Source organism: Nocardia mexicana NBRC 108244, assembly GCF_001613165.1.
Classification (GTDB): Bacteria; Actinomycetota; Actinomycetes; order Mycobacteriales; family Mycobacteriaceae; genus Nocardia; species Nocardia mexicana.
In genome coordinates, this window is the sequence record NZ_BDBV01000021.1 from 158,358 (window position 1) to 173,152 (window position 14,795).

General features: G+C 69.9%; 11 protein-coding genes. 4 read left to right on the plus strand and 7 right to left on the minus strand.

The window, feature by feature from the left end; translation table 11 throughout:
* Window positions 1-182: 182 nt before the first annotated feature.
* The 4 genes from NM1_RS08245 to NM1_RS08260 all read right to left on the minus strand — a co-directional run bounded on the left by NM1_RS08245 (window position 183) and on the right by NM1_RS08260 (window position 5,047).
* Window positions 183-614: a VOC family protein gene (locus tag NM1_RS08245; protein ID WP_068016032.1), complete on the minus strand. Its 432-nt coding sequence runs from the start codon at window positions 612-614 to the stop codon at window positions 183-185.
* A 120-nt stretch (window positions 615-734) separates the two neighbouring features.
* On the minus strand, window positions 735-2,858 hold the full coding sequence (locus NM1_RS08250) for a helix-turn-helix transcriptional regulator (RefSeq protein WP_068016035.1): 2,124 nt from the start codon (window positions 2,856-2,858) through the stop codon (window positions 735-737).
* A 196-nt stretch (window positions 2,859-3,054) separates the two neighbouring features.
* The gene (locus NM1_RS08255; RefSeq protein WP_068016038.1) at window positions 3,055-3,996 is read right to left on the minus strand and encodes a beta-ketoacyl-[acyl-carrier-protein] synthase family protein; all 942 of its coding nucleotides are present in this window, start codon (window positions 3,994-3,996) and stop codon (window positions 3,055-3,057) included.
* A 4-nt stretch (window positions 3,997-4,000) separates the two neighbouring features.
* Window positions 4,001-5,047, minus strand: a complete 1,047-nt coding sequence (locus tag NM1_RS08260; RefSeq protein WP_068016040.1) for a 3-oxoacyl-ACP synthase III family protein — start codon at window positions 5,045-5,047, stop codon at window positions 4,001-4,003.
* Window positions 5,048-5,534: 487 nt separating this feature from the next.
* Here NM1_RS08260 and NM1_RS08265 point away from each other — a divergent pair, with 487 nt between their 5' ends.
* The 4 genes from NM1_RS08265 (at window position 5,535) to NM1_RS08280 (ending at window position 9,639) form a co-directional block, all read left to right on the plus strand.
* Window positions 5,535-7,214, plus strand: a complete 1,680-nt coding sequence (locus NM1_RS08265) for a fatty acid CoA ligase family protein (protein ID WP_068016043.1) — start codon at window positions 5,535-5,537, stop codon at window positions 7,212-7,214.
* Entirely contained in the window at window positions 7,211-7,504 is a 294-nt protein-coding gene (locus NM1_RS08270) for a hypothetical protein (protein ID WP_068016046.1), read from the plus strand. Before NM1_RS08265 ends, NM1_RS08270 begins: the two co-directional genes overlap by 4 nt.
* A 30-nt stretch (window positions 7,505-7,534) precedes the next feature.
* The gene (locus NM1_RS08275) at window positions 7,535-8,569 is read left to right on the plus strand and encodes an NAD-dependent epimerase/dehydratase family protein (RefSeq protein ID WP_068016048.1); all 1,035 of its coding nucleotides are present in this window, start codon (window positions 7,535-7,537) and stop codon (window positions 8,567-8,569) included.
* 239 nt (window positions 8,570-8,808) lie between these two features.
* Entirely contained in the window at window positions 8,809-9,639 is an 831-nt protein-coding gene (locus NM1_RS08280; RefSeq protein WP_068016051.1) for an alpha/beta fold hydrolase, read from the plus strand.
* Window positions 9,640-9,873: 234 nt separating this feature from the next.
* Here NM1_RS08280 and NM1_RS08285 read toward each other — a convergent pair whose 3' ends face one another.
* The 3 genes from NM1_RS08285 to pabB form a co-directional block, all read right to left on the minus strand.
* Window positions 9,874-10,659 (minus strand): SDR family oxidoreductase, encoded by a 786-nt coding sequence (locus tag NM1_RS08285; RefSeq protein WP_068016053.1) that lies wholly within the window; start codon window positions 10,657-10,659, stop codon window positions 9,874-9,876.
* Between the two features lie 149 nt (window positions 10,660-10,808).
* The gene (locus tag NM1_RS08290) at window positions 10,809-12,455 is read right to left on the minus strand and encodes an HNH endonuclease (RefSeq protein ID WP_068016056.1); all 1,647 of its coding nucleotides are present in this window, start codon (window positions 12,453-12,455) and stop codon (window positions 10,809-10,811) included.
* A 72-nt stretch (window positions 12,456-12,527) separates the two neighbouring features.
* Entirely contained in the window at window positions 12,528-14,726 is a 2,199-nt protein-coding gene (gene pabB / locus NM1_RS08295; protein WP_068016250.1) for an aminodeoxychorismate synthase component I, read from the minus strand.
* Window positions 14,727-14,795: the final 69 nt, after the last annotated feature.

The window sequence follows — 14,795 nt, forward strand, 5'->3', positions numbered from 1 at the left end:
GGCGGGCGCGACCGAAGCGCTGTAAGAACAGGAGAGTTTTCGGGTTCGACCGTCTCGTACTCGCGCGACTCGCGGCGAATTCGGATCTTGAAGTTGTCGTGACCGCGCCGAGCGCCGGACCGATGATCCCGCGGGGGTCCTCGGTCCGCGCTTCGGGCGGTGATCGCTCAGTGAGTCGTCGGTCAGTAGGTAGGCCAGTTGCCCGGGGTCATGAGTTCGAGGAGGTGGCCGTCGGGGTCGCGGAAGTAGATGCTGCGGCCGCCGCGGGCCCAGCCGGTGCGGCCCTCTAGCGGGATGCCGTATTCGCCCAGGTGGGTTTCCCATTCGGCGAGTTGATCCTCGGTGACCGCGAAGCAGACGTGTAGGCGGCCGCTGCCGTCGTGCGGCGGGATTTCGCCGCTCGGCAGGCCGGGGCCGCCGGGCAGCACCTTCTTCTCCAGCGATCCGCCGCGCTGGAACAGGAGCAGGACGTTGTCGCCGCCTACGTCGTAGGCACACAGGACGTCGGAGTCGAGCATGGGCTCGAGCTGCAGGACGTCGCCGTAGAACTTTCGTGCGCGGTCGAGGTCCTCGACGTACAGCGCGGACTCGATGATGCGGTCGAGCTTCGGCATTTGCGTTCTCCTCCTTCGAATTCCTCTGACGACCGCATTCTGAAACCTCGAGTCGGCTCGAGGTCAAGGAGCGAGACCGGTTGCCGCCGAGGATCACACTCCCGGCGGCATCGGCGGCCGTTATCCGGCGGCGGATTCGGCCGCCGGTCCCCGGGCCGCCAGCACGAACCGCAGTTCGCCGCGGCGTGCGACCGAGAGCTTGCGGTACACCTTGGTCAGGTGCTGCTCGACCGTGCTGGTGGTGATGTCGAGGGTGTCGGCGATCTCGCGGTTGCGCTTGCCCAGCGCCGCCAGGTCGGCCACCCGCCGCTCGGCCGGGCTCAGCGCGTCGACGCGGCTGGGGGCGACGCGCACCGGCGGCGGTGCCACGGGTGCGGGCGGGGTGCGGTCCCCGCGCAACCGCCGCACCAGCACCCCGGAACCGCACGATTCGGCCAGCCGGACCGCCTCGCGCAGCAGCGGCCGGGCCTTGTCGGCATCGCCGATCGAGCGGTGCGCGCGGCCCAGATCGGTGAGGGCCGTGGCCAATTCGAGCTCGTCGGCGCCCGCCCGGGCCACCGCGACGGCGCGGCGCAGCAGCGGTACCCGCCGGTGCGCATCGCCCGTCGCCGCCAGCACCCGCAGCGATATACCGGCGCTGCGGTGCCGGTCCGGCCCGCCGATGAGCTCGAGGTGCATGGTGGCGAACGCCTGCGCCTTGCGCTGGTCGCCGAGACACAGATGGGCGGCGGCCATATCGTTGCGCCACGGCACCAGCCACGCGAAGTCCAGATTCCACTGCCGCATCAGCGCGCCGCACTGCCGGAAGTGCCGCAGGCCCTGTTCGGCCTGTCCGACCGCCAGGCAGTGGTGCCCGTAGGCGTGCAGATAGGGCAGGGCGAAACGCGATTCGAACAGCGACCGCGGCACCGGGCGGCGCAGCTGGGCCGCGGCCTCGGTGTGTTTGCCCTGTGCGGTCAGCGCGCGCACCAGCACCGCGATCGGCCGGCCGGCCCACACCCCCAGATGCTCGGCGGGCACGAGATTCAAAGCCAGCGTGGCATTTTCGGCGGCTGCGGTCAGATTGCCGCGGCGCAGCAGGGTTTCGGCGCGCAGGGCGGCGAAGATGGACCGCCAGGTCGGCGCATGCCGGGCTTCTGCCTCGGCCAGCAGCGAGGTACACCACGCGTCGGCGGTATCGAGGCGATCGGTGTGGATGAGGCAGTCGACGGCGGCCACCAGTGCCTCGACGGTGTTCGGCCCGAGCCGGTGACACGCCAGGATGCGCTGCGCCACCGTCGCGATATCGGCAGGGGGCTGCTGCACGGTCAGAGCGGAGAGCAGGTCGGCGGCCTGCCGGTACGGCGACTCCCGGTCCACGGCGCCGGCCGCCCCGATCCGGGCCCGGTCGGCGAACAGCCGCCGGTGCCGCTCCAGATGCATCGGATGGGTGTATCGCAGCCAGGCACACAGGAAGTCGACGCGCGGGCTGAAGGTGAGGGTCCCCGCCGGACCGCGTTCCAGCCGGGCCAGTGCGTGGTCGGCGTGCTGCACATAGCCGTGCCACAGCATGTGCAGTACCGCCGTCGGTAGTTCGGCGTAGGGAACGCGGCCGGTATACAGCGCCGCCTTCAGCCGGCCGAAATTGCGTGTCCGCGTGGACGGGTTGAGTCGCCACTCGACCGAGACCAGCCGGGCGGCGATGGCCGCGCGCCCGCCCGCGCGCCGACTGGCGCGGTAGGCCAGCTCGAGCCGCTGTGCGGCACAGTCGATCTCGTCGTCGGCCAAGGCCTGGTCGGCGGCGGCCACCAGCACCTGCGCGGCCCACGAGGTGCGAGCGTCACCGGCGGCCACCAGCTGCGCGGCCACGACCGAGCACGGAAAACCGTTGCGGTGCAACAGCTCCGCGGCTCGGCCGTGTAGTTCGCGGCGCTGCTCGACGGGCACGTCGCGCAGGATGCGCGCCGCGATCGCCGGATGGGCGAAGCGCTCCTGCGCCGCCCATCCCACCTCGGTGAAATCCGCCACCACGCGGCGAATTCGTTCCTGATCGGTATCCACCAGAGCGGCCGCGAGCGGCACGCTGGCCACGCCGCCCAGCACCGCCATCGCGGAGGCCACCCGCAGCCGCTCCGGATCGCCGCCGCGCAACAGCGTGGTGAGTGTCTGATCCCCGTCCGTTCGTCGTGGTCGCGCGGAGACCTGCTCGCGCGTACCGGCGACGATCGATGTCCGGGTGCGGTCCCGAGCGACCGACCACTGCATACTCCAGTCCCTTCATCGATCGGAGTGCCCGACTGAAGGGAGTGCGGCCCGGTGTGGGCGCAATGGTACTGGGGAGCGGCATCGTTGCGGCGGTGGATGTCGGTGACATCCGGATTCAGCCGGTGCACGGTTCTCGGCGGCCGCCGGGGCGCTTCCCACTACTACCTGCCGGCGGCGGCCTGCCGCGTGAATTATGCTACACGTCAATGTGTTTGGCATGCAGCGCGACGGCGCTGCCGGCCGGTTCCAGCGGTTGCGGTCGATACGCCAGGCAGGCCGCGGAACTGTCGTCCGCGGCCAGGAACAGCACCGCCCGCGCGGCGTCGAGCAGGCCCGCGTCCGCGGCGTTCAGGTAGGCGTGCACCGGCGCCGCGGTGTAGGGATCGCCGATCGCGGGATCGATTCCGGCCACCGATATCGAGGGCACACCCAGCCGATACGCCAGTTGCTCGCGGAAGCCCGGCTCCGGGGCGGGCGCCAGCAGGACGACGCTGCCGGTGCCGAAGTCGCCGCGGTCCAGGCCCTCGGCGGCCAGGCAGTCCTGCACGACATCGACGGCGTATGCCAGCGGATCGCCCGCGCCGGTCCGCACCGACAGCGCCGAGCGGCCGGCGGTGCCCGCGGCGCCCAAATCCACCCAAGCGGTCGGTTCGGCCGCGCCGGTCGTCTGCGTGGCGTGCAATTGCCCGAATCCGCCCGCACCGGAAGAAGAACGCAGGAGTACGGCGGCCCCGCCCGCGGCGTAGGGGAAACCCTCGACGACCCGCTCGGTCGACGGGTGGGTGTCACCGGCCACGATCAGCGCGTATTCCAGCTCGCCGGGGGCGAGGAAGCAGTGCGCGACCGTCAGGGCGTGGATGACGCCGGTGGCGCCGTGCAGGAGATCGAACGAGAAGGCGGGAACCCGCCCGGTCCGGTACTCCAGCCCGATCCCCAGCCGCTGTTGAATCAGCGCGGCGACGGCGGGCTCGGAGATATTGCTGTCGCGGAAGACGCCGGCGTTGATCACCACGCCGATGCGATCGGGGGAGACGCCTGCCCGTTCCATGCAGGCGCGCCCGGCGCGGGTGGCCAGCTGGAAGTAACTTCCCGTATCGACGTCGGTGCATACGGCCGCGGAAACAATTGCGGTACTCATGAATTCAGGCCTCCAAGCGGGAGATGGTGGCGGCGAGATGACCGGACACGATGCCCGACGCCTCCGGCACCAGCAGCACCTTGGATCCGCGCGGAATCCGTTGCTGGGCAAGGTGTTCGTGCAGGACGAGGAAGTGCGAGGTGGAGGCGGTGTTGCCGTACTCCTCCAGCACGTTGAGCGCCTGCGGCATCGGGGTTCCGAAGTGCTGTTCGGCGAGCTGGCTGATGTACTCGATCGCCGGACCGCTGAACTGGTGATGGATCCAGTAGTCGTACTTCTCGCTCTCCCAGGTCCGCCCGGTCTCCTTCATGAAATCCGACATGCGATCGAGCGCCTGCTGGTAGCGGTGCTCGCTGGCGAGCTGGCGGTTGTCGGTGTACATGGCGATGCCGGTGGTCTTGTCGCTGGGCATGCCGATGCAGAATTCGGCGCCGTAGGCCGCGGTATTCAGCTCGACGTAGTGGATTTCGTCGTTGTCGTCGCCGCGGTCGTCCACCACCACCGCCACCGCCGCGTCGCCGACGGTCAGCGCGGCGAACTGGGGATCGTAGGGCTGGCTGATCTCGCGGGCGGCGGTGTCGGCGATGGGGGTGATCTGCTCGCCGCTGACGACCAGGCCGTTGCGCACGACACCGGCCTTGATCATCCGGTCGAGCACCAGCACGCCGGTGATCATGCCGGCGCAGGCGTTCGAGAGGTCGAAGTGCAGTGCCTTGGTGGCGCCGATCGCGTTGCGCAGCATGAGCGCGAAAGCCGGTGCGAAGCAATGGATATCGGGTTCGCGGAAGCGGGTGATCGACACCGAGATCACGACGTCGATCTCGTCGGCGCTGTAGTCGGAGTGCTCCAGGCAATCGTCGATCGCATGCAATGCCATCGCGAACGACGATTCGTAGTCGTCCGGGTCGGAATTGTGTACGTGGCGATTCTTGATGCCGGTGATGCGCTCCAGGTCCAGCGATCTGGGCACGGACAGACTGGAGATCACATCTTCGGTGGAGCGCACGGTGCTGGGTGTGTATGCGCCCAGCGATTCGAAACGAGTACGCATGGCCCCCTACTCTCAGGATTGTTTTCGCGAATGCGGTCGAATTCTGGTGCGGCTGAAGGTATGCGGGGGAGAATTTCCGATACCGCGCCGTCGTTGTCCAGTAGCGCCGATGCCGTTGCCGAGGCTACCAGGCGGTAGCCGGTCGCCGGTGGGTCGGCGAGGCCTCGAATCACGCCTGTAACAGCCTGTTTTCACGTCCTGCCGTCCCGAAAGGCTGGGTGACCTGCGACTGTCGAGTTATGAGTGAAGGTTTACGAATAGGGGTTTATAGGGGTTGCGGCGAACATGTTTCGGTACCGGGAGACACACGTAATTTACTGTTCCCCAACGGTTTTGGATACCGTCTGCGGTAGCGGGCCGATGCGCTGTGCGGTAGCCTCACCGGTACCGTTTCTCGCATTCCGCGACAATTTCAGGGGGCCAGCGTGCCGCATTACGTATTCACCATTCCCACACGCGTGAAACGCGCCCGGAACGAGGTGTCGGAGTGACCACCGCGATCTATTGGCGGGCACTGGACCGGTTCCGCGAAGTCGTTGCCGCACACCCGGATCGGGAGGCGGTGATCTATCCCGACGGGCGCACCGCCGCGGGCCTGCCGGAATATCGGCAGCTGACCTACGCCGAGCTCGACGACTGGTCCGACGTGATCGCCGAGCGGTTCGCCGCCGCGGGGGTGGGGCACGGCACGCGCACCATCGTGCTGGTCACTCCGGGGCCCGAGCTGTATGCCGTGCTGTACGGACTGTTCAAGATCGGCGCGGTGCCGGTGGTGATCGATCCCGGAATGGGCCTGCGCAAGATGCTGCGCTGTCTGCAGGCCGCCGATGCCGAGGCCTTCGTGGGCGTGCCGGAGGCACAGGCGGTGCGGATAATCTTTCGCGCCTACTTCCGCAAGGTGCGGGTCGCGGTGACCGTCGGCAACCGCTGGTTCTGGTGCGGGCCGTCGCTGGCGGACTGGGGCCGCAAACCCGCTGCGGCGGTGCCGCATCGGGAACCGGCCCCGGACACCGATCCGCTGCTGATCGCCTACACGACCGGCAGCACCGGTCCCGCGAAGGCGGTCGTGCTCACCCACGGGAACATCAGCGCCATGATCGACCAGGTCGACGCCGCGCGCGAACGGATCGCGCCGGGCACGTCCCTGATCACCGCACCGGTCGCGGGGATCCTCGAGCTGCTGCTCGGGTCCCGCTGCGTGCTGCCGCCGCTGATTCCCTCGCAGGTGGGGTCCACGGACCCGGCGCACGTGGTGGATGCGGTGAATCGGTTCGGGGTACGCACCATGTTCGCCTCGCCGGCCGTGCTGATTCCGTTGCTGCGCCATGTCGAGGCGGGGGCGGTGGAGTTGCCGACCCTGCAGAGCATCTATTCCGGCGGTGCGCCGGTGCCGGATTGGTGCATCGCCGGGTTGCGGCGGGTACTGCCGGAGCAGGCGCGCGTCTACGCCGGTTACGGCGCGACCGAGGCGCTGCCGATGTCGACCGTCGAATCACGGGAACTGCTCGGCGGTCTGGTCGAGCGGGCACATCGCGGCGCCGGGGTCTGCGTGGGCCGACCGGCCCTGGACGTGCGGGCCCGCATCGTCGCGATCACCGACGACCCGCTGCCCGCCTGGTCGGATGTCGTTGCCCGCGAGCCTGATCTGGCCGTCTCCCGCGGCATCGGCGAGCTGGTGGTGTCCGGGCCGAACGTGAGCACCCGCTACTTCTGGCCCGAATCGGCCAACGCGGCAGGCAAGATCGTCGACGGCGACGTGGTCTGGCACCGCACCGGCGACCTGGCCTGGATCGACGAGCAGGATCGGATCTGGTTCTGCGGGCGCAAGAGTCAGCGCCTGGTCACCGCCGACGGTCCGCTGTTCACCGTGCAGATCGAGCAGGTGTTCAACACCGTTGCGGGGGTGGCGCGCACGGCGCTGGTCGGCGTGGGCCAGCGGGGCGCACAGCGCCCGGTGCTGTGCGTCGAGCTCGAGCCGGGCGCCGACCGCGACCGCGTCGAGGACGAACTGCGTTCCCGCCGTGCCGAATTCGATGTGGCCGCGCCGGTCGGCGAGTTCCTTTTCCATCCGGGTTTCCCGGTCGATATCCGGCACAACGCGAAGATCGGCCGCGAGAAGCTGGCGGTCTGGGCCGGGCGGCAATTGCGGAAGCGAGCGAAGGCATGAAAGTTGCTGTGCTGCGGGCCGTCCCGATTCTCGGATGGCTGTATCTGCTGGTGGGGTTGGTGGTCGCGCTGACCGGGCGTGCTCCCGCGAGCCGGGCGCTGCGTGCGCTGTGGTGGGCCGACATGCTGCTGAGCACCGTCGGGCATGCGGCGCAGATCCCGATCGCACTCGCCGCCGACGAACTCGCGAGCCGCCCGCGCGCCGAAACGGTGGCCATGACGCAGATTTTCGGGTTGACCTGGTGGCGGACTCAGCCGGGGTCCGGTGCGCGCTCCACAGCGCCGAGATGACCCGGAGCCGAACGGATTTCAGGAGGTGCGATGAAGGCATTGGTGACCGGAGCGTCCGGATTCCTGGGTGGTGCGCTGGTGCGGAGGCTGGTGCGCGACGGGGAGTACGAGGTGGCGATCCTGGTGCGGCCCACCAGCAATCTGCGCGATCTCGGCGAGGCGGTGGACCAGGTCGAGATCGTTACCGGGGACCTGGCGGATGCGGCGTCGCTGGATCGGGCGGCGTCCGGAGTGGACGTCGTATTCCACGGCGCCGCGCGGGTCGATGAGCGCGGCACCCGGGACCAATTCTGGGCGGAGAACGTTCGCGCGACCGAGCGGCTGCTGAGCGCGGCGCGCGGCGGCGGGGCCTCGCGGTTCGTCTTCGTCTCCAGCCCGAGCGCGCTGATGGACCGCGACGGCGGCGACCAGATCGAGGTCGACGAGTCGGTGCCGTATCCGCGCCGCTACCTCAACCACTACTGCGAGACGAAGGCGGCGGCCGAACGGCTGGTGCTGGCCGCGAACGCGCCCGGATTCACCACCTGCGCGCTGCGGCCGCGGGCGATCTGGGGTGCGGGTGACCGGTCCGGGCCGATCGTTCGGCTGCTCGACCGCGCCGCGGCGGGGTCGCTGCCGGATCTGTCGTTCGGCCGCGACGTGTATGCCTCGCTCTGTCATGTGGAGAACATCGTCGACGCGTGCGTGAAGGCCGCGGCCTCGGAAAACGTAGGCGGCAAGCCGTATTTCATCGCCGATGCCGAACGCACGAACGTATGGGAATTCCTCGCGCAGGTCACCACCGAACTCGGCTACCGGCCGCCGTCGCGGCAGCTGAATCCGCGGCTGGTGCACCTGATCGTCGCGGTGATCGAAATGCTGCGGCGCATACCGTTCGTGGCCGCCCGCTGGTCGCCGCCGCTCTCGCGCTACACGGTGGCGGTGATGACCCGCACCGGAACCTACGACACCAGTGCGGCCGCAAGGGATTTCGGCTACGAGCCGGTCATCGACCGGGATACGGGGATGCGCCGCCTGCAGGAATGGATGCGTAGCGGCGATACGACGAGTGGCGTAGTCGGATGAACCTGCCCGCCGCCCAGGCGCGGTCATCTCCCCTCCGCCATCCCCCGCATGCTTTTGGCGGGGAACCGCGCTGACCCCGCGGAACTTCCTCGCCCCCCTCGAATCGGGGGCTTACGCCCTCCTTGTGTGACGCACGGTACCGGTTAGTATGGGTGGCAGTACCGTGCTCGGGGTATGTCGATGTCGACGGTCCTCGCGGCCGGAGAAGCAGCATCGCTACTCAATGAGGAGAGCGCCCGATGCCGGTGTTCGATTTTCACGGCGTGCCGATCGCGTACGACCACGCCGGATCGGGTGATCCGATCTTGTTCCTGCACAATATCGGCGGTGACCGCACCATCTGGGCGCCGCAGTTCCGGGCGTTGCATCGCACTCATCGTGTCTACGCGCTGGACCTGATGGGCTACGGCGACTCCGGCCTGCCCGATTCCGGATATACGGTCGACAACTATCTGCGCCTGGTCTCGGAGTTCGTGGCGGCCCACGGCCTGCACGATGTCACGCTGGTCGGGCACTGTTTCGGCAGCGCGCTCTCGCTGCTGTACGCCCGCCGCAACCCGCAGCGGGTGCGTGCGCTGGTGCTCAGCAGCCCGCTGACGGCCGCCACGCTGCGCCCCACCTCCACCGGCCGGACCGCCCGCCTCGCGCGGCATCTGCCGCTGGACACGCTGGCGGGCGCCACCCGGCTGCCCGGGTTGGCCGCGGCCTGGCTGGTGCGCGAGCAGTTGGGGCCGCTGGGCCGCCGAGAGGGCTCGGAGTCCATCGCCGGCCTGCGGAAACGCTGGACCGAGCCGCGCCGCCTGCTGCCCGCCGCCGCCATCGCCCGCGATCTGCCGCGCCTGGCCGAACTGGACCGCTTCCGTCCCGGGCCGACGTTCCCCCCGATCACGACGATCTGGGGCGAGAAGAATCGCATCCTGTCGGCGGCCGCCGGGGCCCGCCTCAACGCCACCCTCAATCCGGTCGAGGCCGTGACCGTGCCGGGCGGCGGCCACCTGGTCATGCTGGAATCGCCCGAAACGGTCACCGCCACAATCCGAACCGCATCCACCCCTGCGCTCGCGAGCTGACTGCCGCCGGGCACGGCGGTGTGAATACCTGGCGGCTCACTTCTCCGTGCCGGTGTGCGAAGTTTCAGGGGCGAATAGGGGTCAATCCCGATAGTGGAGTTCGATGGCGGGCGCGATGCTGAGAGGCAGGATCTCGGCGCCGGGAGCCGACATCGAGATCCCGCGACGGAAGGCACGTGCAACGGCGCACGCGTCGGCGGTTCGGGCGCACAGCGGCGTGCGGCGGGCAGCCGATCAACCGGCCGTCGGCCCCGAGACCGTTCGGCGCTCGAGCCAGGCGGCGTAATCGAACGATGCGGTCTCACCGCCCGGCCCCACGCAGAGGGCGCCGTCGCGCAGCGCGCGGGCGGTGCGACCGAGAGTGGGAACGCGAATGGGCAACAGCGCCCGCCGGATTCGAGTTCGGCGCAGCGTCGACGCCTCGGTCAGGGTGTACACGGTCGGGCCACCGAGATCGGGCAGGCGGCCCGACGGCCCCGCGTCGACCGCATCGGCCAGGCGGACCGCGACCGCGTCCACATCCACCGGCTGCACCCTCGCCGTCGAATGCGGGGCGATCCGGTAGCGCGCCGCCGAGGCGAGCGCGTCGTCGACGAATTCGTGGAATTGCGTGGCCCGCAACAGGGTCCACGGCACCGGGCCCGCGGTGACGAGGCGCTCCTGCGCGACCTTGGCCCGGAAATACGCCGTCCCGACCCGATCGCAGCCGACGATGGAGATCTCGACGTGATGTCCGACCCCGGCCCGTTGCTCGGCGTCGAGCACCCGCTGCACGCCTTCGACCAGCACTTCGTTGGCACGCCGCTGTGTGCTCACCGCATCGACGACGGTATCCACTCCCGCCAGCGCCGCGTCGAGTCCGCGGCCGGTGGTGACGTCCACCGGCCGGTGCTCGGCGCCGTCGGGCACCTGCCCCGGCGCGCTGCGGCTGAGCATCCGGACGTCGTGCCCGCGGGCCAGTAGCTCCCGTACCACCGGCGCCCCGAGCATTCCGGTACCTCCCAACACCGCGACCAGCATGATGCGCCTCCTCTCGTCTCGGCCCATGACTTCGCCGACGGGCCCTCGACACCTGGACGAGGCGGCCCCGAACTACGTGACGGCGGCGGCCGGAACGGTGAGCGACGTCACCGAGCGGAGTCTCGCCGGCTCGGCGCGCCGATACCGGCTCAGATGCGGGCGCCCTTCCCTCGATTGCAGGCGCGGCAGAGTATCTGCAGGTTGGCGGGGCTGGTGGCGCCGCCGCGACTGAGCGGGATGATGTGGTCGAACTCCAGGTAGTGGGTGGCGCCGCAGTCGGCGCAGGTGCCGCCGTCGCGCTGCCACACCTCGGCCTTCATCTCCGGCGGGATGGAGCGGCGGTCGCGTCGGCCGGGTGCGAGCGCCAGCCGTTTGGCCACGCGCAGGGCGCCTTCCAATGCGGCGGCGACGAAATCCGGGTCGGTGACTTCGAATTCGGCCCCGCCGCGCGCCGAGGTCGCCGCGACGGCGACCACACCGTCGGCGGCGGTCACGGAAACGACGCGCGACCATGGCAATTCGATGCCCGCCTCGGGGCCGACGAAGCGGAGTTTCTTGTTCGAGCAGATCAGCCGCCCGGCGGTGGCCTTCGGACCGCGGGCCAGTTGGCGCACGCGGGTGGCCGGGATGTCCACGTGTACCCGTTCCTCGGGATCCAGGTGCAGGTCGGCGATGTGTACGGACGGCAGATCCCCGGCGCGCAGCCGCGACAGGGTCCGCGCGCGCTGCAGGCGGCGGCGCAGATCCTCGACCAGCGGGCCGGCGAGTGCCAGGGCCTGCGCTGTCGTTTCGAAGTCGTCCAGGTCGTCGGGACCGATCTCGCCGTCGGCGAAGGCGGCCAGCCGTTCCAGGTAGGCCAGCCCGGGCGAGCGGAGTGCGGCACGGCCGGTGTCGGCGTCGATGCGGCGGAAGCGCAGGGCGGTCCACAGCTCGTCCCAGGCGTGCCCGTGTGGGCCGTCGCCGGTCAGCACTCGCCAGGCGCGGGCGCGCCAACCGGTCAGGTACTCCTCGATCTCCGCGGTACAGGTCCGGCAGGGCGTGGGCGTGCCCAGCACCCGCCAGCCGCGGCGGCGGCCGCACCGGACGCAGATCCGCGAATCCGGCGGCACCACCGGCATGGTCGTGTCGGTCCAGGCGATGCCGTCCCACCAGCGCAGCACCGTCGGGTCCGTGCGGTCCGGGTGCCAGTCCGCGCGGTCGGGATCCGGTGGTGCGGCCGGAATATCGCCGATGCGGTCGTCGATGGTGGTGCGGCGCAGGGAAATCCGACGGTCCGCGCCGTCGACCGGCACGCCGAAATCGGCGAACAGCTCGGCCAGCCCGGGCCGCGCGGTGCCGCCCGGCCGGAACCACCAGCGGTCGTCCCCGCGGCGGAATTCCCCGAACACCATCGCCCGGAACGGCCCGGGGCTCGCGGATACCGGAGCTGCGCCCGCCACGTCGGTGCGTGCCACCAGCCCTTCGGCATCGTCGACGCTCAACGCCAATCCCGGGATCCGGGCCAGGTCGCCGTCCTCGACGGATCCGGTCACCAGGATGCGGGCAATCTCCGGCTCGGTCCGCGGCAGCGAGACCGACAGCCGCGCCGTGCCCGGCAGCGGCTCCTGATCCAGGGTCACCGCCTGCGACGGATGCCGGGGCGCGTTGAAGAACACCGCGTCCCGGGCCGACCGGACCCGGCCGTCCTCGGACAGGAGCAGGGCGTGCACGTCCACCACCTGCGTCGACCGCCAGGACAGCAGCACGCTCAACAGGGCGTTCGGTACCGGTGTGAGACCCGTTTCGGTGCGATTCATGGTGACCGGAACTATGCCAGTCGACGCCGACACGAACGCTCGACCTGCGGCGTCGACGCCGCCCGAGCGCTGCTATGCCTGCGCGACCGCCGAATTCGACCGGGCGACCTCGGTGACCGCGCGCAGAGACGCCGCCGCCTTGAGCACCATCTCGTGGTATTCCTCTTCGGCGTCGGAGTCGAGCACGATCGCGCCGCCGGCGCCGGTCTGCCAGCGGCCGCCGTGCCGGACCGCGGTGCGAATGACGATGTTCAGGTCGGCGGTGCCGCCCAGACCGAGGAAGCCGATGGTGCCCGAATACACCCCGCGCGCTTCGGTTTCCAGGGAGTCGATGATCTCCATGGTGCGCAGCTTGGGCGCGCCGGTCATCGAGCCGCCGGGGAAACACGCACGCAGGCAGTCGATCACGTCGATCTCGGGGCGCAGTCGTCCGCGCACCGTCGACACCAGCTGATGCATCGTCGTATAGCTCTCGGCGGCCATCAGTTTCGGTACATGGACGCTGCCGATCTCACAGACCCGGCCCAGATCGTTGCGCAGCAGGTCCACGATCATCAGGTTCTCGGCGCGCGTCTTGGGATCCAGTTCCAGTGCGCGGCGCAGGTTTTCGTCGGCGGCGGGGGTGCCGCCGCGGGGCGCGGTGCCCTTGATCGGCTTGCTCTCCACCATCCGGGTGCGATTCACCTTCAGGAATCGCTCCGGTGACGAACACGCGATCTCGACGTCGCCGAGCCGCAGGAATGCGGCGTAGGGAGCCGGATTGCTCCGGCGCAGTGTGCGATACACCGTCAGCCCGTCGCCGTCGTCGCCGACCACGACATTGTCGGTGAGGTTGACCTCGTAGGTTTCCCCCGCGCGCAGTTGCGCCCCGATCTCGGCGATATCGGCCAGGTAGCGGTCGCGGCCCCGGGTGAGTCCGGCGGCCACGGTCTGCTCGTCCGCGGGCAGGTCCATCGGTTCCGGGTTCGCCCAGTCGGGCAGGGTGGCCACGAGCCTGCGGGTGCGATCGAGCCAATCCTGCCCCGCCGCACGGTTTTCCGTGTCGGTGAGGGCGAGGAGATGGGTCCGTTCTGCGACGTGGTCGACGACGATGAGGCGGTCGGCGAACACCCACTGCGCGTCCGGCGTGGCCGCCCGGTGCCCGGGGGCGGCACCGCAGTCCGCCTTGACCTCGTAGCCCAGATATCCGACGTACCCACCGGCGAAATCGAAAGGGACATCGGGTAATCGGAGCCGCCGACGACGCAGCTGCCGGGACAGGTACTCGAGCACGGTTCCCGGGGAAGTGTCACTGCCGCTGCGCGATTCGACGCGGACGAACCCGTCGCCCACCCGATACCGCACCACCTCCGCCAGCGGTCCCGACGCATTGCCCAGATAGGAGAATCGGTCCAACCCCGGCTCCACGTGCGCGCTGTCCAGCCAGAACGCGTGCTCGGATCCCTCGTACAACCGCAGAAACGCGGCCTCGGTATCCACCGCCCGCTCCACGACCGCGTGCAGCACGGTCAGCTCGATCGGATCGAGATCGGAGTGCTCCGGCGGCATCGCCCGAGAGTGTTCCGCCGCCCGCCGCTCATGACCGGCGAAGTCGGACCGAATGCTCGACCCGGGAGGTGCTTCGACGGTTCGGGCCGTTGGGGGGTTACGCGGTGGTGTGGAGCAGACAGCGGGCGCCCCGGACCCGCGGCGGACTGTGTACTCCCTGGTCAGACGCGCGAAATTACGCAGGATCGCCGCGCCCTGCTCGCTGGAGATCGACTCCGGATGGAACTGCACGCCCCACTGCGGCCGGTCCCGGTGCCGCACCCCCATCACCACCCCGTCGGGCGCGGTCGCGGTGATCTCCAAGGCATCGGGCAACGGCTTGGCCGCGCACAGCGAGTGATAGCGGACCGCGGTGAACTCCCGGGGCAGCCCGGCGAACAGGTCGCGCCCGTCGTGGCCGATCCGGTCGGGGTAGCCGTGCCGGGGTGTGGGCGCGGCGGTGATCGTCCCGCCCGCGGCCAGCACGATGCCCTGATGCCCCAGGCACACCCCGAGCAGCGGCAGGTCCGCCCCCTCGATCAACTGCCGGGAGATACCGAAATCCCGTGGCACGTCCGGCCGTCCGGGGCCGGGGGAGACGACGATATTGTCGAAATGCCGCAGCGCCGGAACGTTCACCTCGTCGTTGCGGACCACGACCGGCTCGGTCCCGTTCACCTCGGCGATCAGCTGGAAGAGGTTGTAGGTGAACGAGTCGTAGTTGTCGACGAGCAGCGTGCGGATCGGCCCGGGACGATCACCGGTCTCGCGCAGGCTCCCGCCGGTGGGGGAGCGGGTCGTGCTCATGATCTC